The 21,481-nt window shown below is 64.5% G+C and carries 14 protein-coding genes and 2 pseudogenes; 9 read left to right on the top strand and 7 right to left on the bottom strand.

What is annotated here, in order from left to right; genetic code table 11:
• Positions 1 to 21 precede the first annotated feature (21 nt).
• Positions 22 to 537 carry a CBS domain-containing protein gene (locus AC6IW9_RS07575; protein ID WP_497770934.1) on the bottom strand — a complete coding sequence of 172 codons (516 nt, stop codon included), beginning with the start codon at positions 535 to 537 and terminating at the stop codon, positions 22 to 24.
• A 472-nt stretch (positions 538 to 1,009) separates the two neighbouring features.
• Between AC6IW9_RS07575 and AC6IW9_RS07570 the strand changes: the two are divergent.
• Positions 1,010 to 2,088, top strand: a pseudogene (locus AC6IW9_RS07570) (IS256 family transposase); the annotation flags it as partial.
• 128 nt (positions 2,089 to 2,216) lie between these two features.
• Here AC6IW9_RS07570 and AC6IW9_RS07565 read toward each other — a convergent pair.
• Positions 2,217 to 2,390 (bottom strand): annotated as a pseudogene (locus tag AC6IW9_RS07565) (IS630 family transposase); the annotation flags it as partial.
• Between the two features lie 482 nt (positions 2,391 to 2,872).
• Here AC6IW9_RS07565 and fhuF point away from each other — a divergent pair.
• A complete protein-coding gene (fhuF, locus tag AC6IW9_RS07560) occupies positions 2,873 to 3,643 on the top strand; it encodes a siderophore-iron reductase FhuF (protein ID WP_497770931.1) in 771 nt (256 codons plus the stop codon).
• Between the two features lie 465 nt (positions 3,644 to 4,108).
• On the opposite strand, the gene AC6IW9_RS07555 is transcribed toward fhuF, so the two are convergent.
• On the bottom strand, positions 4,109 to 4,300 hold the full coding sequence (locus AC6IW9_RS07555) for a hypothetical protein (RefSeq protein WP_497772601.1): 192 nt from the start codon (positions 4,298 to 4,300) through the stop codon (positions 4,109 to 4,111).
• Here AC6IW9_RS07555 and AC6IW9_RS07550 point away from each other — a divergent pair.
• The 4 genes from AC6IW9_RS07550 to AC6IW9_RS07535 all read left to right on the top strand — a co-directional run bounded on the left by AC6IW9_RS07550 (position 4,211) and on the right by AC6IW9_RS07535 (position 10,155).
• The gene (locus AC6IW9_RS07550) at positions 4,211 to 4,471 is read left to right on the top strand and encodes a hypothetical protein (protein WP_497772462.1); all 261 of its coding nucleotides are present in this window, start codon (positions 4,211 to 4,213) and stop codon (positions 4,469 to 4,471) included. The genes AC6IW9_RS07555 and AC6IW9_RS07550 overlap by 90 nt on opposite strands.
• A 225-nt stretch (positions 4,472 to 4,696) precedes the next feature.
• Entirely contained in the window at positions 4,697 to 7,120 is a 2,424-nt protein-coding gene (locus tag AC6IW9_RS07545; RefSeq protein WP_497770928.1) for a TonB-dependent siderophore receptor, read from the top strand.
• 183 nt (positions 7,121 to 7,303) lie between these two features.
• Positions 7,304 to 9,007, top strand: a complete 1,704-nt coding sequence (locus tag AC6IW9_RS07540) for a cyclic peptide export ABC transporter (RefSeq protein ID WP_497770925.1) — start codon at positions 7,304 to 7,306, stop codon at positions 9,005 to 9,007.
• Positions 9,008 to 9,297: 290 nt separating this feature from the next.
• The gene (locus AC6IW9_RS07535; protein ID WP_497770922.1) at positions 9,298 to 10,155 is read left to right on the top strand and encodes an RNA polymerase factor sigma-70; all 858 of its coding nucleotides are present in this window, start codon (positions 9,298 to 9,300) and stop codon (positions 10,153 to 10,155) included.
• Between the two features lie 177 nt (positions 10,156 to 10,332).
• Here AC6IW9_RS07535 and AC6IW9_RS07530 read toward each other — a convergent pair whose 3' ends face one another.
• On the bottom strand, positions 10,333 to 11,805 hold the full coding sequence (locus AC6IW9_RS07530) for a diaminobutyrate--2-oxoglutarate transaminase (RefSeq protein WP_497770919.1): 1,473 nt from the start codon (positions 11,803 to 11,805) through the stop codon (positions 10,333 to 10,335).
• 15 nt (positions 11,806 to 11,820) lie between these two features.
• Positions 11,821 to 13,110 carry a lysine N(6)-hydroxylase/L-ornithine N(5)-oxygenase family protein gene (locus AC6IW9_RS07525; RefSeq protein WP_497770916.1) on the bottom strand — a complete coding sequence of 430 codons (1,290 nt, stop codon included), beginning with the start codon at positions 13,108 to 13,110 and terminating at the stop codon, positions 11,821 to 11,823.
• 456 nt (positions 13,111 to 13,566) lie between these two features.
• Between AC6IW9_RS07525 and AC6IW9_RS07520 the strand changes: the two genes are divergently transcribed.
• The 3 genes from AC6IW9_RS07520 to AC6IW9_RS07510 are packed head-to-tail and all read left to right on the top strand — an operon-like array spanning position 13,567 to position 17,959.
• Positions 13,567 to 14,427: a formyltransferase family protein gene (locus AC6IW9_RS07520; protein WP_497770912.1), complete on the top strand. Its 861-nt coding sequence runs from the start codon at positions 13,567 to 13,569 to the stop codon at positions 14,425 to 14,427.
• Complete coding sequence (locus AC6IW9_RS07515; protein WP_497770909.1) at positions 14,424 to 15,473, top strand: histone deacetylase family protein; 1,050 nt, start codon at positions 14,424 to 14,426, stop codon at positions 15,471 to 15,473. The genes AC6IW9_RS07520 and AC6IW9_RS07515 overlap by 4 nt, the downstream gene beginning before the upstream one ends.
• Positions 15,461 to 17,959 carry a penicillin acylase family protein gene (locus tag AC6IW9_RS07510; protein WP_497770906.1) on the top strand — a complete coding sequence of 833 codons (2,499 nt, stop codon included), beginning with the start codon at positions 15,461 to 15,463 and terminating at the stop codon, positions 17,957 to 17,959. The genes AC6IW9_RS07515 and AC6IW9_RS07510 overlap by 13 nt, the downstream gene beginning before the upstream one ends.
• A gap of 20 nt (positions 17,960 to 17,979) precedes the next feature.
• Here AC6IW9_RS07510 and AC6IW9_RS07505 read toward each other — a convergent pair whose 3' ends face one another.
• Positions 17,980 to 19,956, bottom strand: a complete 1,977-nt coding sequence (locus AC6IW9_RS07505; RefSeq protein ID WP_497770904.1) for a MacB family efflux pump subunit — start codon at positions 19,954 to 19,956, stop codon at positions 17,980 to 17,982.
• A complete protein-coding gene (locus tag AC6IW9_RS07500; RefSeq protein ID WP_497770901.1) occupies positions 19,953 to 21,191 on the bottom strand; it encodes an efflux RND transporter periplasmic adaptor subunit in 1,239 nt (412 codons plus the stop codon). The genes AC6IW9_RS07505 and AC6IW9_RS07500 overlap by 4 nt, the downstream gene beginning before the upstream one ends.
• Positions 21,192 to 21,481 lie beyond the last annotated feature (290 nt).

Below are 21,481 nucleotides of genomic sequence, written 5' to 3'. Positions count from 1 at the left end.
ATCGTCGACGACGCCGAGCGCCTACAGCAATTTCATCAGGGCGACGATCGCGAACGTATAAATTATCACGCCGCCGAGGAGAATCGGCAGTTGCGCGGCGGGCCCCTTGATCGTCTCGGACGCCTTGCCGCTGACCATGGCGACCAGCTCGGGCCAGGAATGCGAGACGAAGTCGCCCTGGGAGAGCAGATTGACAAGCCGCCCATCGTCGTCCACGACCGGCAAGTGGCGGAAGCGCTTGTTCGACATCATGCGCAGCCAGTCGTAATGCTCGTCGTCGACTTTCGCGAGGTGGGGCTCTCGCGTCATGATGACGGAGAGCGGCGTCGTTTCCGGATCGAGCTTGCGACCCAGCAGGCGGCGCAGAAGATCACGCTCGGTGACGATGCCGCACACATTCCGATCGCCGTCGACGATGACGACGGAGCCGATGTTCATCGCCGCCATGGTTTCGACGGCAGTGGACACCATTTCGTCGCCCTGCAGCGCAAATGGCTCGGGCTTGTTCTGAAATTCGGGAAGCTCTTCGATTCTCATGGACCGCTCCTCCCCATCGTCGACTTCGCGCGCCTGATTTCGACCGCGCTCATGACGGGCGCGCCGGAGCATTCGCCACATTCAGTCTCGCACCTTTAGTGCAGTCCGTCGAGGCTTTTGCATTGCAAAAAGAGACATGTCTTCTCCCTCGATGTCGCTTCGCTATGCGGGCAGTACTTGGCTCATCGACGACTGTCGTGCCGGAGGCGTCTCGCCCCGCCAGCAGGACGAGCCTCGCCCGGCTCAGAATCCGTAGCGCTCGTCGGCCCAGCGCAGCAGCCCTGGCCCTCGACCCTTTCGCAAGGAATCAGCGGCGGAACTCCGCCGCTTCCGATTCGGACAGGGTTTGTGCCGGTCCTGTACCGCCGGTCCCGGATTGGGTCAGCCCGATCGGGCGCGGGGTTCACGCCCTGCTAAGGTTAGTCAGAGCGACGGCGGCGACGAACGCGAACGGCTCGGCATGTGAGACCTGACCGGCGCCGCCCATGGCGAGCGCTCGGCGGACCGCCGCGTCCAGCGCAACTGAACCGCCCCGGGTTTGGGAGACGCGGGCCGGGATCGTCGAGCTGCGCATCCCCAAGCTGCGCAAGGGCTCCTACTTCCCTGCGTCCTGGAGCCGCGCCGCATGGCCGAGAAGGCGCTCGCCGCCGTTATTCGAGAAGCCTATGTGCATGGGGTCTCGACACGCTCCGTCGACGATCTCGTCAAAGCCATGGGCGGCTCCGGCGTCTCCAAGAGCCAAGTCAGTCGGCTCTGCCAGGAGATCGACGAGAAGGTCGACGCCTTCTTCGAGCGCCCGCTCGAGGGCGATTGGCCCTATCTGTGGATCGACGCCACCTATGTGAAGGCCGCGCCAAAATGGCCGCATCGTCTCGGTGGCGACGATCGTCGCCGTCGGCGTCAACGCCGATGGGCGCCGCGAAGTGCTGGGAATGGATACGGGCCCCTCAGAGGCTGAGACCTTCTGGACCGAGTTCCTGCGCGGCCTACGCCGACGGGGACTGCGAGGCGTGAAGCTCGCCGTCTCCGACGCGCATGAGGGGCTGAAGGCCGCGGTCGCCAAGATGATGAACGCCTCCTGGCAGCGCTGCCGCGTGCACTTCATGCGCAACGCGCTCGCCCATGCGGACAGGAGCGGCCGGCGCGTCGTCTCGGCGCTGATCGCCACCGCCTTCGCGCAAGAGGACGAAGGCGCCGCCGAGACGCAATGGCGTAAGGTCGCCGGTCAGCTCCGGCCGGCGCTCCCCAAGCTCGCCGCTTTCATGGACGACGCCGAGTGCGACGTGCTCGCCTATGCGAGCTTTCCCAAGGATCACTGGCCGAAAATTCAATCCCACCAACGGCATCGAGCGCCTCAACGGCGAGATCAAGCGCCGCACCGAGGGCATCGGCATCTTCCCCGACGAAAAGGCGATCAGACGCCTCGTCGGCGCGATCCTGTTGGAGCAAAACGACGAATGGGCCGTGCAGCGCGGTCGCTATATGACGCTGGAAACAATCGTCACTCTGAGCGATGATCCCATCGTCAAGCTGCTCGCCGTGGCAGCTTGATCAAGCCGGCTGTTGCCGGAGGTCCTGCCAAGGCCGACCAGAGCTACACCATCCGCTGGGGCACGATCCAATCCGCACGTACGGATTTGTGCGGAGGGCGCATAGCAATATGCGTCCCAACCGCGATATCAAGCTGCGTCGTAGCCGGACGCAGCAAAGTAGTTCGCGCATTCACACGGTGTGAAGCTTCGCAGGGCTTGCGCGACCGCGGCGTCGAGGGCGTCGACGGTCCGCGCGGCGATGCGCTCGAGAACGGACTTGATCTTCGAGAGGGATTTCTCGATCGGATTGAAGTCCGGTGAAGCCGTCCGCTCATAGCGATTCGACTCCAGCGCCGAGCAGGAGCATCCAGTCGAGGAGCCGAGCGGCGATCGGACGGCCACCGCGTCGCAATGCCACAATGAGTAGAACCGCGGCGAAGGCGATCGCCGGCACATTCGAAACGAGCAACCGAACAAATTCGGACATTGCAACATCCGGTCGGATCGAAGGGTTTGCGCGGAACGTCGGGGCATCGGCTGCTTGCGATCTTCATCCTCGCCTATCGAGGATAAGCCCAATAGCACTTTTGGCCAACGCCGCCGACACGGCGTGCGGCCGAATGCGCGTTGCGAGATCTCATCGACGCATCGCCGAAAGAGCTCCGCTCGATCGGAATAGGGAGCTTCGGGCATAAACATTCCGACCGGCCGGAACGTCATGAGTGCATGAGACGCGGCTTTCGGAACCACGCCCGACCGGCTCCTTGTCTGCCGAGGAACAGCGGCGCGCGGGGGAAGCAGCGATGATTCCCTTGCTCGCGCCTTTGTTTCGAGGCGAATGGGCGGCATATGGCGAGACGCTCGCCTGCGCGTCCCAATGGCCGTCCGGGGCCATCCCCGTTTCCCGCCTCTCGGCGGGCGACGACGCTCTGCTCGGCGACGCCATTCGCCGCTATGCGACCCATCTCGGCGTCACCGGCGACGATTTACGGGCGGCGGCCTCGGCCTGGAGCCGGAACTATTTGTGGAGCTTGCTGCCTGCAGCCGCCGCTGCGGCGAGCGTGCTGCAGCACAGATTTCCGATGCGCGTCGACGACGTCGCGGTAAGTCTCGACGACGTCGGCTCGCCCGTTCGCTTTCACATCATGCATGAAGGCCGCGCGATGCCCGGCTCTCCGACGGCCGTCCGCTATGGACCTCTGCTCGAGGAGCACCTCCACCCGCTGTTCGAGGCCTTTGGTCGGCAGACTCGCCTCGCGCAGAAAATTCTCTGGGGCAATGCGGCGCGCTATCTCGAGGCCATTCTCGACCAGGCGCTGGCGCTGACCGACGACGCCGGCCACATCGCCGAGGACCGTGAGGCGCTGCTGCGGCAGCCCATTCGTCCCGACGGTCGTCCCAATCCTCTCTACGGTCGCCAGCGCACTTCGGTGCGCATCGAAAACGGCGTCGCCGCCGCCATCTCCCTGCGCCGCGAGTGCTGTCTGTCCTACCGATTGCCCGGACAGAGCTATTGCGACGTCTGCCCACTCGCGCCGCAACATCGTCGGAGGCCGGCGCCTCGATCGCCATGAAGGGCATGGATCGGATCGCGAGAGCGCGCGGAGAATCGCGCGACGGCGACCGTGACGATCGATCGCGCGCGTCGGGAAGATTTCGGATCGCCATAATTGTTGCAGTCCGGCCGCACTCATACAAAAAGCGGCGAGAAGAAGGCGATGTCGCGTCCTCCGAGCGACGCCGAAGCGGGCCGGTCGCGCACAGGAAAATCAAGCACGAAACCCGACCGACCCATACAAGAATTGCGCACGGTGACGCGACTTTCTCTGGATTTGTTCTAAATCACTGTTGTTGTAGGTAGATTCCGCTTTCGATATGTATTGGCGGCTAGGGGCTTTCCGGCGGCCGGAACGGACGCCATCGGTGAGCGGAGGTACGCGGTTCATGCGTACGGCGACTGGTGACAGAGCGAACGAATCCGCTCGAACAAACGGCCGGCTGGTGAATGTCGCCGTTCTCTCGCGTCGGCGCGGCTGCAGTCACGAGGGCGTATGCATATGCTCGCGGCCCTGAATCACGTTTTCCAGCTCCAGCGCCGGTCCCTGATGTGGAGCGTGAGGCGCATCGTGGGAGAAGCGCAGATTACGGAGGACCTCGCGCACGAAACCTATCTGCGAGTGCGTCGCACGGCGGAGATTGGTCCGATCGAGCATCTCGAAGCCTTCCTGCATCAGACGGTGCGCAATCTCGCCGTTCGCAGGCGTCGCGGCGCGCGCGCCGCGGTCGAAGTGGAGTCGGATGATGACGACGCTCTCGGCAATATTGCTTGTCGATCACGGGCAATCTTCGCCTCGACAATATCGAAGGCGCCATTCGCACGTCGACGGACGCGGCCGGCGTGACGATGCCCGTCGATTGCCGGGCGCGGGATCATCATCATTCTCTGACGCTACAATTTTTTTGCCGACACTGCTCTCTCGAAACGTCAGCTGTACGAGGGATATTTTCGGCGTCACGTCGACCGAGGCCCTCCTGTCGAGAAGGGGGTGCGAGTAATGTGCGCAAGGGCTGGGCTCGCAAGGGCGTCGGCGCGAGACGGGCGTGCGGAGCGTCGTCGATCGGCGTCGATGCTCCTGGCGACCACGGTCGTCGTGAGCGGCGCGGCTTTGATCGCTCAGCCTGCTCGCACGCAACAATCCTCGCCCGCGGCGGCGGCCGATCAGATCATGAATTTCTCGATACCGGCGCAGCCTCTCCGTGCGGCGATCGACGCTTTCATCCGCCAGACCGGCTGGCAGATCAGTTATGCCTCGGCGCTCGCTCGCGGCAAGACGTCCACGCCGGTCGATGGCGGCATGACGCCGGCCGAGGCGTTGCGGCTCCTCGTCTCCGGCACGGGCGTTCATGTGGTCATCGCCGCTCCGGGCTCCGCTGCGCTGGTCGACCGCGAGGCCGCCGACGTCTATGACGGCGCGACGGTGCTCGACACGATCGAGATCGGCGCGGAACAACAATACATCGAGAATTGGGACCCGCCGCCCGGCTATTCGGGCGGTCAGGTCGCGACCGGCGCCAAGCTCGGCTTGCTCGGCAACACGAGCGTCATGGACGCGCCGTTCAACGTCACCGGCTATACGTCGAAGACGATACAGGACCAGCAGGCCGCCACCATTGCCGACGTCGTCGCCAACGACCCCTCGGTTCGCGTCTTCACGACCGGCCTCGCCTCGTCCGCGGGCCAGGGCGACAGCCTCCGGATCAGAGGATTCACCGTCGGCTCTTCGACGGTGTTGTTCGACGGATTGGGGAGCGTCGCGCCATTGCGTCTCATCCCGGTCGAAACGATGGAGCGGGTGGAGATATTGAAGGGCCCGAACGCATTGTTGAACGGCTTTACCGGCTACGCCGCGCTCGGTGGAATCGTGAATGTCGTTCCGAAGCGGGCGACCGATACGCCGATCACCCGCGTGACGGCGAGCTATTTCTCCAATAGTCTATTCGGAACTCATGTCGATGTCGGACGCCGCTTCGGCGCGAACGAAGAATGGGGCGTTCGCGTCAACGGCCTGTTCCGGGGCGGAAACACCGCGATCGACGGCCAATTCGCCGAGCTCGGCGTCGGCGCCGTTGCGCTCGACTATCGCGGCGGAGATTTTCGAACCAGTCTCGACTTCGGCCATGTGAATTCGAAGGTCGAGAGCCCCACCGGTGCCGCCGGCTTCGGCGTCGCCTCCGAGGTCCTGTCCCTCTCCGCGCCAAATCTCGAGAAGCAAATTTATCAGAATTGGGAATATGCGAAGTCGAGAAGCACCTATGTGATCAGCAAGCTCGAATATGATATCGGCAAAAATTGGACGATCTACGCGGCCGCCGGATATCGTCGCTACGACGAGAAATATCTGTCGTCGGACATATTCGTTACCGATGCGCTCGGGAATGCCGACGGATGGACATATTTCACCCCGTTCGACGGCTATGGGATATCGGCGCAGATCGGAGCTCGCGGGGAGTTCTCGACAGGCCCGGTCACTCATAGAGTAAGTCTGAACGCATCGAGCATTTTCCAGACGATGAGCTACACCGGACAATATTACGGATTCGAGGAGTTCGAGACGAATATCTATGCCGCGGCTCGGCGTGTGCGACCGTCGACCGCCGGCGAGAGCGGCAAGCCGCCGAAATATTGGAGACAGACATTCCCGACCGTCACATTCGCCGATACGCTCTCCTTCTTCGACAATCGCGTCTTGCTGACGGCGGGCGTTCGCTACCAGCAGATCACGCAGGACATATTCGACCCGGACGCGACCGTTTCGCAGCAATATGGCGATCATGCCTTCACGCCCGCTTTCGCTCTGGTGGTGAAGCCGTTCGAAAGGCTTTCGCTCTATGCGAACTATATCGAGGGCCTGGAGCAAGGCCCGGCCTCGGGCGGAGCGAACCGCGGGCAGGCGTTCCCGCCCGTGCGCACTAGGCAGAACGAGGCCGGGGTCAAATACGACTTCGGAGCGATCGCCGTGACGGCCAGTTTTTTCGAGATCACTCAACCGAGCGCCGTGATCACGACGGTGGGCGACGTTTCGACGTTCGGCCTCGATGGCCAGCAGCAAAATCGCGGCGTCGAGCTCAATGTGTTCGGAGAGGTCGTTCCGGGCGTTCGCCTGCTCGGCGGCTTCGCCTACACGCAAGGCGCGCTCACCAGGACGGCCAATGGCGAGTTCGATGGGAGGGCTGCGATCGGCGTCCCCAAGTGGCAGAGCAATTTCGGGATCGAATGGGATCCGGATTTCCTCGAGGGGGCGACGCTCTCGGGCCGGATGATCGCGACCAGCTCTCAATTTCTCGATCAGGCCAACACCCAGAAGATATCCGGCTGGACTCGGTTCGATGTCGGCGCTCGATATCGCCTTCGCGCTTTCGGCAACCCAGTCGTTCTGCGCGCCCGTGTCGAGAACGTTTTCGACAGAGATTATTGGGCCGGAGTCGACGGCGGGTGGGTGACGATAGGCGTGCCGCGCATGTTCAGATTGTCGGCGGCCGTGGACTTTTGATCATGGAGACCAGCAATCATCCGCCCACTCCCCGCTTCCGCCGCGCTCGTCACGCGCCGCGGGAGGGCGACACGGCTCCGGCCGTCTCACGCGGCGAAATTATCAAGAAAACGATTGCCGAAATTTCTGCGTTCGCACGTTGACATATCGAGGAGCCCCTAGGGGGTCAGAAAAGGCGGAGCCATGCATCCGAAACAGGAAACGCTCGCGCGCACAGCGCTACGACTGCTCCGGCCGTTCTGGCCGATCGCCGTTTTCGCCACGGCCATGGGCGCGCTGAGCGGGCTCGCGACGGCTTGGCTGCTGGCGACGATCAACCACGCGCTCTATGCGGATGGCGACATCGCCGCCGCATTGATGTGGACCTTCGCCGGGCTCGTGTCGGTGACGCTCATGGGCGAGATCGTCTCGGACCTCGGCAATAGCTGGATAGGGCAGCAGGTCGTCGCATCCTTGCGCAAGGAGCTCGTCGCCAAGGTCGTGGCGGCGCCGATCGATCAGATCGAGCGGTACAAGGCGCACCGGCTGCTCTCCGTCCTCGGGCAGGACGTCGACGCCGTGTCGATCTTCTCCTACAGTTTTTCCTCGCTCGCCATCGCATTGGCGGTGACCTCCGGCTGCGTGCTCTATCTCGTCTTCCTGTCGCCGATCATGTTCCTGATCGTGGCGGTCGCGATCGCCGCCGGGGTTCTCGTCAACTATTGCGCCCGCAAGCGCGGATCGGCCTATTACGAAGAGGCCCGCGTCGCGCAGGACGAAGTCTATCGCCATTACCGCGCCATCACGGACGGCGCGAAGGAGCTGCGCCTCAATCGCGATCGCCGCCGCCGCGTGCATGGCGAGCTGCTGACCCAGGCGATCGACCGCATCCGCGACATGAAGGTCAGAGCGTTCTGCATCTTCATGTCGGCCAACGCCGCCGACAGCGCCCTGTTCTTCGTGATGATCGCGATGATCATCGGATGGCAGGGCTGGCTCGGAGTCGAGCGCGCGGCGGTCTCCGGCTTCGTCCTGGTCCTGCTTTATGTGAAGGGGCCGCTCGACCAGGCGCTCGCCGCCTATTCGCATTTCGTCAATGCGCAGGTCTCGTTCCGGCGCATCGCCGAGCTCTCGGCCGACTTCGCCAATCCAGAGCCCGGCTTCGTGGCGGCTCTTCCGACGCCGGCGCCTTCGGGACCGTCGCCGCGCATCGGCAGCATCGCGCTGCGCGGCGCCCGTTACGCTTTCCCGGCGGCGGAAGGCGCCGAGCCCTTCGCGCTCGGGCCCATCGACCTCACGGTCCGCGGCGGCGAGCTTCTCTTCGTCGTCGGCGAAAACGGCTGCGGCAAGACCACGCTGATCAAACTCCTGCTCGCTCTCTATCCGCCACAGGAGGGCGAGTTGTTGCTGAACGGCGCGCCCATCACCGCCGAGGGGCGCGACGATTACCGCCAGCTCATCTCCGCGGTGTTCTTCGACTATTTCCTGTTCGATGATCTCGTTGCGCCGGAAGGCGACGTACGGGAGAAGACCGGGACCTATCTCGAGGCGCTCGAGATCGCCCATAAGGTCAGCGTGGAGGACGGCAAGTTCTCGACCACCGACCTTTCGGCGGGTCAACGCAAGCGCCTCGCCCTGATCCAGGTCTATCTCGAGCAGCGGCCGATCGTCGTGTTCGACGAATGGGCGGCCGAGCAGGATCCGACCTTTCGGCGGGTGTTCTACACCGAGATGCTGCCCGCCCTCAAAGCCCAGGGCAAGACGCTGATCGTGATCTCCCATGACGACCGCTATTTCGGAGCGGCGGACCGGCTCGTGCGCCTCGACAAGGGACGCATCGTGGAGATCGTCGAAGCTCCGGGCGAGGCGGCTCGTCGCGGCCTCGCCCCACGGCAGGAAGTGGCTTAGCCGGCTGGCCGCGAAACGGGGCATCCCATACGATCGCGTCACTTTCGCACCGGCGCCGTTGCACTCTTCCCCGGAGGCGTTTTCAGCCATGATTCCAAGTTGTGACGAGAAAAAATACGCTATATCGCGTCTCAGGCGCTCTGCAACTACGATTATATTCAATCTAATATGCACAAATCGCGATTGTTTTCACTTTTATAACTCTGTAACTGTTGTAACAAATTACATGCCATAGTTGACATACGCACATATATGTTATATTATAACATATATAGTTTAAATACTTGAGAATGGAGCGGAAAAATGAGTATATATGCGCGTGTCGTGCCTTCTGTGAGAAAGATAAATACGTCGGACGTCGACTACACGTCGGATTTATATTTTGGTCTCGCTCCTGTCGATCTTTCATGTCGACGCGGTTCGATCTCCGAACCGAAGAACGAGCTCGCTCGTCTTCGGCAGTCGAACGCCGAGCGATCGGCTCTCGCCGCCACGGGGCGGCCGCTCCATTCGACGGCCGACCTCCAGAGGAAGTCGGGCGTATGAACGCGTCGCTACGACTGCACGAGCTTCGTTCGGCGCCGAAGAAAGATCGGGCCGTCGATGCGTCATCGTCCTCGACGAGGTCGATCGCGTCCAATACTCTCGGCGTTCGGGCCCTGTCGGTCGTGTTCATGGAACATCGATGCCGGCTGGAAAAACATGCAGCAAAGATACTCGGCTGCCCTCACAGCGCGGAGGATGTCGTACAGGACGCCTATATAAAGGCTGCCGAGACCGCCGCCACGGCGGAAATCGAGCGCCCTGTCTCTTATCTATATCAGATCGTGCGGAATCTGGCGATCGACCATTATCGGCGGGCCCTGCTCGAGAGCCGTTACTTCACGAGCGAAGAAGAGGGAAGCGGAATCGCGGATTCGACGCGGACGCCGGAGACGATCGTCATCGACCGTCTCCAATTGCGAAGTCTCGCCGCGGCGCTCGCCGACCTCCCGAAACGGACGCAGCGCGCATTCGCGCTCCACAGCATAGGCGGCTACACGCAGCGCGAGGTCGCCAAGCAGTTGAACGTATCGCCGACGCTCGTCAATTTTATGATCCGAGACGCGGTGAAGCATTGCCGAGAAGCGACGGCGCAGAAAGAATAGGGATCTCGTTCGGATCGGAGCGCCTGCCGGTGACGAGGGACGGCCGGCGCCGGGTTTCGAATTTTTCGGTCGTCGCAGCGACTCTTCCGTAGTCGGCCTCATGCGCGTAATCGGAAAGAGGCGATCGCAGCCCGGAATGCGTCGAGCGCAAGCACTGGACGCGCGCGGCGGCGCTCGTCACTCTCTCACGCCCATCTCCTCATAGATGAAATTTTCGACGCAACCGAATTTCGTAGCGGTTTGAAGCGAGATCGTGAAAATCTCGAGCACGTGATCGATCTGCTGCTCGGTGATGACGAGGGGGGGAAGGAAGCGAACGACGCTGCCGTGTCGGCCCCCGAGCTCGATGATCAGCCCTCGTCGCAGACACTCGGTCTGGATGGCGCTCGCGAGCGTGGGAGCAGCGGGCGGTGGCTGCGCGGCATTGTCTCGGCGTCCTTCGGGATCGACGATCTCGACCCCGATCATCAGCCCCCGGCCGCGCACGTCGCCGATCTGCGGGAAATAGCTCTGCAATTGCCTGAGGCCGTTGGCGAGGCGGTCGCCGACCTGCCGGGCGTGCTCGTGAAGTCCCTCTGCGCGAAGGAATCGAATGGTCGCGGAGCCCGCCGCCATGGCCATCTGGTTGCCGCGGAACGTGCCCGCGTGCGCGCCGGGTTTCCATTGGTCGAGTTCGCCTCGATAGACCACCACCGACAGGGGCAGGCTACCGCCGATGGCCTTGGAGAGCGCCACGACGTCGGGCGTGACGCCGGCGTGCTCGAAGGCGAACATCTTGCCGGTGCGACAAAAGCCGGATTGCACCTCGTCGACGATGAGCGGCACATCGGCTTTGGCCGTCAACTCGCGAATGCCGCGCATCCAGGCGTCGGACGCGGGGATGACGCCGCCTTCGCCCTGGATCGCCTCCAAGATCATGCCGGCGGCTCGGGGCACGCCGCCTTCCGGATCATTCAGCACCGTTTCGATGTAATGCAGCCCCACCTGGACGCCGGTTTCGCCGCCGAGACCGAACGGGCAGCGGTAGTCATAGGGGTAGGGCAGGAACTGCACGCCGTGCTGGATGGAGTTCAGCGGGCGCTTCGGGCCGCGGTTTCCCATCAGCTGCAGAGCGCCTTGCGTCATGCCGTGATACGCGCCATGGAACGCCAGAATCGTGCCGCCGCCGGTCGCCGTCTTCACGAGCTTCAGCGCGGCTTCCACCGCGTCGGAGCCCGTGGGCCCGCAGAACTGCACCTTGGCGTCGCGCGCGAACTCCGTCGGCAGGATGTCGAAGAGGTCTTGAATGAAGCGGTCCTTGACCGGCGTCGTCAGATCCAATGTGTGCAGCGGCAGGCCGTCCTTCATGACCTGCTGGATCGCTTCGATGACGACGGGATGATTGTGCCCGAGGGCCAATGTGCCGGCGCCCGCCAGGCAGTCGATGAAGACGCGGCCCTCGACATCCTCCACATAGATTCCATGCGCCCGCTTGAGCGCCAGCGGGATGCGGCGCGGATAGCTTCGCGCATTGGATTCGCGCGCGGCCTGTCGCTCCAGCAAGGCGTTCGACGCCAGAGTGTAGGGATGGGTCAGCGCATTGTGCCGGAGCGCAAACTCGTCGCATTTGCCGGTGACCGCGCGGGTGGTCGAGGCGACGGAAGTCGACATGGCCAATTCCTTCGGTCAGTGGGCCCCGACAGCCATCTGCCGCTCGGAGGGCTGCGCCGTCGCCAGCAAGGCGTCGCCGATCTCGCCCGTGCGCACGGCGGTCACCGACAGCAGAGTGTCGCTCAGGCCATGAGTCGGCTCGCTGGCGCCCTGCACGAAGATGGCCGGACGGAAGTATGGGGACGTCTTGACGCGATACTGGCGATCGATCTCGAAATCGCCGAGATACGGGGCCAGGGACGTGAGCATTGTCTTGTGGTATTCGCGCTCATAGCCCGTGGCCAGCACCACGGCGTCATAGCGAACGGTGCTGGCGCGCTCGCTGTTTCGGTCGAAGAGGGTCAGATGGACGCCGTCATTGGCGGCGCGAACGCCCTTGACCTCGTGTCGGCGCAGCATTCGATGGCGCGTCTGCTCCTTGACCTTCTGTTCGTAGAAGACGCCGAAGATCTGCTGGATCAGCTCCAGATCCGGGCAGGCGTAGTTGGTGTGGCGGAACTCTCGAAGCATTTCGACGCGCTCCGCCGGCGTGCGGCTGAACATGTGGTCGACGAAATCGGCGTTGAAGATCTCGTTGACGAAGGGACTGTCATCGGACGGCCTGATCGACCGCGCGCGCATGACGAAGTCGAGCTGGGGAGCGTTGGGCCGGCCGTGCAGGTCCATGAATATCTCCGCAGCGCTCTGGCCCGCGCCGATGATGGCGATCTTCCGAGCCTGCGCATTCGCCTCGATGCTGCGCAGATAGTTGTGGGAATGAAAGATTCGCGCATCGTCCCCGAAGGGCCGGAAGCACTCGGGCACGTGAACGGAGCCGCCGACGCTCACCACGAGGTTTCGCGCCAGTCGCTCGCGCACTTCGCCCGCCTGGTCGCGTGAGCGCACGCGCAGAAGCGCGATTTCGCCGCCGCGCTTCTCCGGCAAGACGTCGAACACCGTCTCGCCATAGACGCAACGGTCCTGGAACTGGGCGGCGGCCCAGGCGAAATAGTCGCAGAACTCGTGGCGGCTCGGGAAGAACGTCTTGAGATTGATGAAATCCTGCAGGCGCTCCTTCTCGTGCAGGTAGTTGACGAAGGTGAATCGGCTGGTCGGGTTGCGCAGGGTCGCCAGATCCTTGAGAAAGGAGATCTGCATGTGCGCGTGATCGAGCAGCATGTTCGGATGCCATGTGAAGCTCGTCTGGCGTTCGATGAACATCATGTCGATATTGTGGTCGCCGGCTTGCCGTTTCTCCTCCAGGGCGATGGCCAGCGCGATATTGGATGGGCCGAAGCCGATGCCCAGGACGTCATAAATGAGCATGCCGCACTCCTTTGTCGGGTTGAATGTCGACGCCGCATGGGCCGGGTCGTCGGCCGCTCGTCCGGCCGTGTCACAACGTCCTAGACGAGATGCGCCGGCGTTTGTTTAGTCGACGCGTCGAAGAGACTAGGCGGATCTCGCATGCGTCGCAGATCGGCGACGACACGGCGAAGCGTTCGCGCCTGGTCGCCGCGAGTGGCGCAGCGCGCTGAAGCGGCGTCGCGTTCGGACGTCGAAGCCGATACGCGCACGCCCGCGATGCGCTCCGCGCATCGAACCAGAGGGCCGCCGCACGACGCGCGCTAAACATTCGGGCGAGATCTTCGTCTTGCACAGTGGGACGCGCCGCGCGTTTCTCCCGGCGCATCGGCGTGATGGCATGTGCGTCGATGTCGCGTCGAGAGCGCCTCGCGCGTCCCGACCGTCGTTCTTCCAACTTCATGGTGATGGACGTAGATGGCGAAGGCGAAGCTGAGGCTGGTCTACATATGGTCGTTGAGGAATGCCGCGGCGGACGAGGCCGGGCGGCACATCGACTACAAAGGGGAGCGGCGGTACATGAAGTCGCCGCTCGAGTATCTGGTCGAGTCCTTGAATGGGACGAAGCTCGGAGAGGCCTATTCCCTCGAGGCGGTCGTCTTCGACGACGACGAGGGGTCGGCTCGTGATCGCGAGAAGCTCGAGGACTACGGTTTTTCTTGCGGTGCCGGCCGCCAATGGTTCTATCCGCCGACGCTCGCGGTGAACGGACGGCGCGTGAACGATCTGCTCTGCGCCATCCCGTCGACCTATCGCCGGCTGCCCCCTGACGCGCCCGAGCGCAAGGCGGGCAAGAGCGATTTCGAAGCCCGCCTGCTGGACAAATTGTCGACGCTGGACGCGGATCTCGTGGTGCTGGACGGATTGCTGGTCATACTGGACGAGCTGGTGCGTCCGGGCGCGCGGTTCCACCGCAGAATCGTCAACATCCATCCCGGCGTAACCCGGATCGAATCGCCTTATGAACGGCGCGGGGCTCATGCGACGCTCGACGCTCTGTATGGCGCGAGGGGTCTCAAAGTGGTGAATTGGCAAACCATGGAGACGAAGCCCGCGCCGGTCGTCGACATGACGGGCGCATCGTTCCACTATGTCGACAATGGCATCGACTCCGGAGAGGTGATCGTCGACGCGCTCGCCACCAGGATCGATCCTCGGGACACTATACTGGAGCTGCGCTGGAACAATTTCAACAATAGCCTGTTCCCGGCTCTGCGCCAGGGCTTGATGCATATGGCCGGTGTTTCGGGCGTCGTCGCGAGCGAATCTGTCCGATGATCACCTTCTTCAATGCGGAGCATGTTCATCACCAGGGCAAGGTGGAGATGTTTCGAGGCGAACTGCTGCCGTGCTTCGAGACGCCGGCGCGAGTCGAGCGCGTTCTGGACGAATTGCGTCGCCGCCGGCTCGGCGCGATCGAGGAGCCGTCGTCCTGCGACGACGCGGCCTTGCATCGGGTTCACGCGCCTCGCTACGTCGATTTCCTTCGCGGCGCCTGGGACGAGTGGGTCGCGCTGAATCCAGCGCACGAGGATCGCGACGCGCTGCCCTCGGTCTGGCCGGTGCGACAGCATCGCTGCGACGTGCTGCCCGAGACCTTCGCCGCGCGCTTGGGCCTCTTCTCGTTCGATGCGGGGACGCCTCTCACCTCCGGCGCATGGCGTGCGGCGCGCAGCGGCGCGGCCTGCGCGCTGTCCGCCGCAGAAAGCGTCCGGTCGGGCGCGGCACGGTCGGCCTTCGCGCTGACGCGCCCGCCCGGGCACCATTCCGGCTACGACTTCTTCGGCGGCTATTGCTTTTTGAACAACGCCGCCATAGCGGCGCAGGCGCTGCGCGACGGCGGCGTCGAGCGGGTGGCCGTGCTGGACGTCGACTATCATCACGGAAATGGCACCCAATGCCTCTTCTACGAGCGCGGCGACGTCTTCTTCGCGAGCATCCATGGCGATCCGCGGACCGAATATCCGTTCTTCCTGGGCTACGCCGATGAATTAGGAGCGGCGCAGGGGCATGGCTTCAACCTGAATATCCCGCTGCCGCGAGGAACCGAGTTCTCCGCCTGGCGCGCAGCACTGGCGCATGCGCTGCGCGCCGTCGCCGAATTCCGCGCCGACGCCCTCGTCGCGTCCTTGGGGGTCGATACATTCGAGGCCGACCCGATCTCCGGGTTCCGTTTGCGCAGCGAAGACTACTTCCGGGTCGGAGAGGACCTCGCCCGCGCCGGCCTGCCGACGGTCTTCGTGATGGAAGGCGGCTATGCGGTCGACGAGATCGGCGTCAATGTGACGAATGTGCTGGAAGGATTCGAGGCATGTCGTTCGTGAGCGGGTCGCAGAAAATCGGGCGAGGCGCGGTTTCCTGGCGCGGCCGGGTCTCGGCGCTCTGCGGCGCGCTGCTGCTGGTCGGGGCGGTCTTTCTCGCGAGAATGGGGCCTACGCCGTCGGTGGGGCCGACCGCGACGGGGGTCGAGATCCGGCGCACGACGGATGGCGTGCCGCATCTGCGTGCGGGCGGTTGGCGGGAGCTCGGGATCGGCGTCGGCTATGTCCAGGCGCAGGACGCTCTGTGCACTCTGGCCGAGGCCTTCGTGACCTATGAGGGTCGGCGCGCCTGGTTCTTCGGGGCCGACGGCAAGCCGGCTCGCGGCTCCACATTCGGGCGGCCGAAGAACCTCGATCTGGATTTCTTCTTTCGCGCCTTCGCCACCGACGAAGTGGCGGCCCGCTACCGGGAGCAGAATCCGCCCGAGCTGAACGAGCTCGTCGAGGGATTCGCCGCCGGCTACAACCGCTATCTCGCGGACGCCCGCGGCGGCCGCGCGCCGTCGGTCGACAGGTCTTGTCTGGAGCAGCCCTGGATTCGGGACATCGCCGCGAACGACATTTTTAGGCGCATGTATGCGGCGCAGATCGCCGCCGGCTACGCCAAATTCATCGCCGAGATCGCCGACGCCGCGCCGGCGCAGTCCGCGGCGCCGTCGAAATCGGGCGAGAACGACGGCCTCGCGCTGCGTAGCCGGCTCGCCCAGCAGATCGGCGAACAGCCGGGCGTCGGAAGCAATGTGCTCGCCTTCGGCCGCGAGGCGACGGGCGGAGATGGCGCGGTGCTGTTCGGCAATCCGCACTGGTTCTGGGGCGGGCCGGATCGCTTCTATCAAATGCATCTGACGATTCCCGGAACGGTCGATGTGGCGGGCGTCGCCTTTCTCGGCGTGCCGCTGATCATGATCGGTTTCAACGATCATGTGGCCTGGAGTCACACCGTGTCGGAGGCGCGGCGTTTCGGCCTGTTCGATCTGACGCTGGATGCGGCCGATCCGACACGCTACCGGATCGACGGCGAGACCGAAGCGATGACGGCGCACGAAATCGGCGTCGATGTGCGAGGAGACGACGGGAGCACGCATCGATTGACACGCTCCTTCTATCGAACCCGCTCAGGACCGGTGGTGGACCTCGGCCGCCATGACGCGGCGCTCGGCTGGGGCGCGGCGCACGCATTGGCCATTCGGGACGTGAACGCCGAGAACTTTCGCATCTTCCGCAACTATTTTTATTGGAATCAGGCGAAGTCGCTGGAGGAGTTCATCGCCATCCAGCGCCGCGAAGCGGCCGTTCCCTGGGTCAATACGGTGGCGATCGGTCGCGGCGACGGGCGGGTGTGGTTCGGCGACGTCGGCGCGATCCCCAACGCCCCGGATGGTCTGCGCAAGGCCTGCATGACGCCTTCGGCGGCGCGATTCGCGCATGTGGACCCGCTCACGCCCGTGCTCGACGGCAGTCGTTCGGCTTGCGATTGGCGGGTGGATCCGGCCGCGGCGCAGGCCGGCGCCATGCCCGCCGACGCGCTGCCTCGGCTGCTGCGCGACGACTATGTGGCGAACATGAACGACAGCTATTGGCTGAGCAACGCCCGGCGGCCGTTGGAGGGATTTCCTTCGCTGCTCGGCGGCGAACGCCGGCCGTTGGGGCTCCGGGGCAGGCTGGGGCATCGCATGGCGCTCGATCTGCTGCAGGTCCGGGAGGCGTCGGCGGAGGCGCTGTCCCTGCGCTTGATGCGGGACGTGCTGACGCCGAGGGCCTATTCGGCCGAATTGTTCAAGGACGAGGTTCTCGCCGAGGCATGTGCGCAGCCGCAGGTCCGGTTGGACGCCGGCGCGCCGAAAGTCGCTGGTCTGGACGGGCTCGTGAAAGTGGGAGCGGAAGCGCGCAGCATCGACATCGCCGAAGCCTGCGACGTTCTTCGCCGCTGGTCGAACAAGGCGGATGTCGACGACCGTGGCGTCCTGCTGTGGGAGGCGCTCTGGACGCGCTTGGAACAGAGTCCGGCCGACGATCTCTATCGCGTCGCCTTTTCCGGCGACGCCCCGCTGGACACGCCTCGCGAGCTGCTGGCAGGGAACGCGGCGAAGGCGCTGGCGTCGACCGTGGCGGCGTTCGGCGCCGAGGGCCGGCCGCTGGACGAGGCGTTGGGCGGGCGCCGTTTCGTGGAGAGCGGCGGACATCGCTTTCCGATCTACGGGGGATGCCAGTCGGCGGGCTATTTCACCGTGGCCTGTGATCACATGCATGGTGATCGCATGGGACCGGACGCCGTAGCGAACAGCTATCTGCAGGTCGTGCGTTTCGGCGCGGACGGCGTCGAGGCTCACACGCTGCTCGCGCATGGACTGGATGAAGCGGCGGTGACCGGCGGCCGCGGCGTGGCCCCGATCGCCCGCTACGCCCGCAAGGATTGGCTGCGCTTCCCGTTCCGCAAGGATGAGATCGCGCGCGATCCTATGCTCGGCCGCGTCGTGCTGCGGCCCTGAGCCTCGGGCTGTCGGTCTCGTCACTCCCGGGCGAGGGCGGCGACGGGCTCGAGCCGCGCCGCGCGCAACGCCGGCATGAAGCCGAAGACGAGGCCGGTCAGCACCGCGCCGGCGATGGCGCCGAGGATCGCGGCGCCGGAAAAGATCACCGGCATGCCGAAGGCCAGCGAGGCGCCGACTCCGGCGGCGACGCCGATCGCGGCGCCGACCAGTCCGCCGGCGCCCGAAACCATCATCGCCTCGGTGAGGAACTGGCGCAGAATGTCGATCGTGCGCGCGCCCGTCGCCATTCGGATGCCGATCTCGCGCGTTCGTTCGGTCACCGCCATCAGCATGACGTTCATCACGCCGATGCCGCCGACGAAGAGCGAGATCGCGGCCGTGAAGCCCAGCAGCAGGGTCAAAGCATCCTGCGTGCGATTCTGCGCCTCGATCGTGGCGGCCTTGTTGAAAACCCGGAAGTCATGCGCATGATGAGCTTTCTCGAGAACGGCGGCGATCGCGTCCGCGGTCTCGTCGGCGCGCGCGAGATCGTCGATCAGCACCGAGATCCACGAGAGCTCCTTCTTGCCGAAGACGCGTGCGCTGCCTGTCGAAAAGGGAAAGACGATCGTGTCGTCGTCGTCGCTGTTGCCCGACAGCGCGCCTTTGCTCGACAATACGCCGATCACCTGGAATGGCACATTGTTCACGAGAATCATTCTCTGAATGGGATCTTCTCCGTCGGGAAAGAGTCGCGTCGCGAGCTTGGAGCCGATCACCGTGACGGCCGTCAACGCGCGCTCGTCCTCCTTCGTGAAGAACACGCCGTCTTCGACGGACCAGTTCAGAATGCGCGGGAAATCCGTCGTGATCGCGACCCCGCTCGCGCCATAGTCGACATTGCCCGCGCGCACCATGACCTGTCCCTCGAGATAAGGCATGGCGGCGGCGATGTTCGGGACGTCGCGGACGAGGTCGGCGTCGGCGGCGAGCAGTCGCCCGGCCAAGCCGTGGCTGCTGCCGCCGCCGGGAATCACATACATGCGATTGGTCCCGAAAACGGCGAGTTGCGACAACACCGCTCGTTTGGCGCCTTCGCCGATCGCGAGGAGCGCGATGACCGACGCGATGCCGAGGATGATGCCGAGGAGGACGAGGCCGGTCCGGAACGGATTGGCGGCGAGGGTCCGGCCTCCCGCATGCAATGCTTCGCGCATATCGAGGAGGAAAGACGCGCCGACATTCCCGTCGAGAAAGGACTGCGCGAAACCGGCGTCGCGCCTCACATCGTCCGGCCCGTCGTCCGAGATGATCGTCCCGTCGCGGATCTCGATGATTCGATCCGCGGCCTTGGCGATCTCGAGGTCGTGCGTGATCAGGATGACCGTATGGCCCTCCGCGGCGAGCTCGGCGAAGAGCGCCATGACCTCGGCGCCCGTCGCGCTGTCGAGCGCGCCGGTCGGTTCATCGGCCAGAATAATGCCGCCGCCGTTCATGAGCGCGCGGGCGATCGACACGCGCTGCTGCTGGCCGCCGGAGAGCTGGTTCGGCCGATGATCGACGCGCTCGGCGAGACCCAGACGGCCGAGCAGGGCGATGGCGCGGGCGCGCCGCGCGGCCGGCGCCATGCCGGCGTAGACCGCGGGGATTTCGACATTCTCCACGGCCGTGACGGCGGGAATGAGATGATAGTGCTGGAAGACAAAGCCGAAGGCGTCGCGCCTGAGCCGTGCGAGCTCGTCACGTGAGAGCGCCGTCACGTCGCGACCCGCGAAGCGGTAGACGCCGTTGGTCGGCTTGTCGAGCAGCCCCAGAATGTTCATGAGCGTCGATTTGCCGGAGCCCGACTGGCCCATGACGGCGACGAATTCGCCGGCCCGGATCGTCAGCGAGACGCCGTGCAAGACGGCGACCGGGACGCTCCCGCTCGTGAAATAGGACTTGTGGACGTCGCAGATCTCGATCAGCGGCGGCTCGCCGGCGCCCGGTCGAGGCGGAGAGATCGCCGCGGTCACAGGTGGAAGCTCACGAGAGGCGCCTTGCCCGAATCGGTTTTCCGGCCTGTGACGACGCGCTCGCCCGCCGCGAGCCCATTCAGTATCTCCGCTCGAAAGCGGGTGCGCAGCCCGACTTGCACGGTTCTTTCGCTCTCTCTGCCTTCCGCGTCGACGACGCCGACGGTCGTCCCTCCATCGACCCCCGTGCGGAGCGCCGTCACGGGCGCGATGACCGCGTCCTTCGTCTGCGCCGCGACGAAGAAGACCTGGGCCGTCATTTCAGGGCGGAGGTCGCCCGCGGCGTTGTCGACGTCGAACAGCGCCGTGTAGAGAACGACATTGTTGGCGACATTGTTCTTGTTCGCATTCGCGTCGTTTCCGCCTTGCGGGCCGACGGGCTTGTGCGGCGCCGGGAGGATCTGACGCAGATGCGCCGCCCAGCGCCGGTCGCCATGGCCGAGCGTCATGAAATAGACCGGCATGCCCGCATGGAGCCGCGTGACGTCCGCTTCCGAGACTTCCGTCCAGACGGTCATCGTCGAGAGGTCGGCGATGCGTAGAAGCTGCGGCGTCGAATAGGTCGCATTGAGGGTTTGGCCTTCGCGCGCGTCGATCGACACCACCGTGCCGGACATGGGCGCGAAGATGCGCGTATAGCCGAGCGTGGCGCGATCGGATTCGAGCGTCGACTGCATCTGCTTGATCTGAGCGCGGATGGCGTCGGCCTTGGCGGCGGCCGTCTGGGCGTCCCGCCGGCTTTCGTCCATCGCCAGCTTCGACACCGCCTTGCTCTCGAGGAGCTTCGCATTGCGATCGAGCGTGGCCTTGGCGTATTCGACGATCGCCAGCTGCTCGACGAGATTGGCGTGATATTGCGCGAGCTGCGCTTCGTCGGCGTCGACCTTGGCGGATTGGAGCTGCGGATCGATCTCGGCGAGCAGCATGCCCTGCTTCGCGTGATCGCCGATCTTCACCAGGATATGGGTCAATTGTCCCGAGGCCTGCGCGCCGACGTCGACATAAGCGAAAGGCTGTATCTTGCCCGTGGCGGTGACGACCTCCTCGAGATCGCCGCGGGCGACGACGGAGGTGACGAGCGTCTCGCCGCCGGCCTGACCGAACTGGCGCAGAGAATAGATCGCTCCGGCGAGAGCGATGGCCGCCGCGCAAAAGAGGAGCGTCTTGAAGCGACGCGCGGGTCGGCTCTGCGCGCCGAGCCTCTTGATCGGAGCAATGCCGTGGACGGGCGTCATCCTCGCGCCTCCTGCGCCTGAATTTCCGGCTGTTTCGGCCACGCCGTCTCGACATCACCGTCTTCTTGCGAGACGACGATCTTCGTCTCGCCCGGCGCTCTCGATGCGGCGCCTGGAACATTGGGTGAACTTGAAGCCATCGAAACCTCGTCCTCGGCGTGCTCTCATTGTTATGACGAACAAGCGGCGCGATTCTGCACTTTTCGCGAGAGAATTTGTCGACGCGATCGTCACGGCGGCCTTTGCGTCGCGCGAAACGGCGGCCGCTTCTCGCGCGCTTCGTCGGCGGT

The organism is Methylosinus sp. shoA, assembly GCF_059718125.1.
This window is presented reverse-complemented; position numbering and strand designations above follow the sequence as displayed.